The following is a 731-nucleotide window of genomic DNA, read 5'->3' on the forward strand; positions in this document are numbered from 1 at the left end:
CGTTCAAGCATTTATCCGAGGACTGTCAAGAATACTACTTTGACTTTGAAGCCTATGCTTCTCACTTGCAGGAACACGGGAAATTTTTAGTAACAGAACACGGTATCTTTGAACTGCCAGAGTAGGAAATGAGGTGGTGCTTATGGTTGATGATATGGCGGTTTACATTGCTAATCTTGGCAAATACAATGAGGGCTGTTTAGTCGGTGCATGGTTCACATTTCCTATTGACGAGGAAGATGTGAAAGAAAAAATCGGCTTGAATGAACAGTATGAGGAATACGCTATCCATGATACCGACAACTTCCCTATTGCGATTGGCGAGTATGTTTCCATTGAAGAACTCAATGAGATGTATGAAATGATAGAGGAACTTCCCGACTATATCGTAGAGTGTCTGGACGAATTTATCAGCCACTACGGGACGCTGGAAGAAGTCGTGGAACACAAGGACGATATTTATTATTATCCCGACTGTGAAACCATGACAGACGTTGCCTACTACTACATAGACGAATTGCAGGCACTTGGCGACATTCCACCCAGCTTACAGAACTACATTGACTATGAAGCCTACGGGCGAGATTTGGATATGGGCGGTTGCTTCATTGAAACGAGCCGAGGTATGTGCGAGATACCATATTAACGCTGGAAGATCAGCGACAAGCATTGTTGCTACTGACAGCGTATTTCTCTTTTAAGGGACAGTCTGAAAATGGCTGTCCTTTTCT

The 731-nt window shown here is 43.4% G+C and carries 1 protein-coding gene and 1 pseudogene; both read left to right on the forward strand.

Annotated features, from left to right (window positions below; translation table 11 throughout):
* Positions 1-125, forward strand: a pseudogene (locus LJD34_RS16075) (antirestriction protein); the annotation flags it as partial.
* A 17-nt stretch (positions 126-142) separates the two neighbouring features.
* A complete protein-coding gene (locus tag LJD34_RS16080) occupies positions 143-646 on the forward strand; it encodes an antirestriction protein ArdA (RefSeq protein WP_009319955.1) in 504 nt (167 codons plus the stop codon).
* Positions 647-731: the final 85 nt, after the last annotated feature.

The organism is Faecalibacillus sp. MSK20_93, from assembly GCF_020589945.1.
Taxonomy (GTDB): Bacteria; Bacillota_I; Bacilli_A; order Erysipelotrichales; family Coprobacillaceae; genus Faecalibacillus; species Faecalibacillus intestinalis.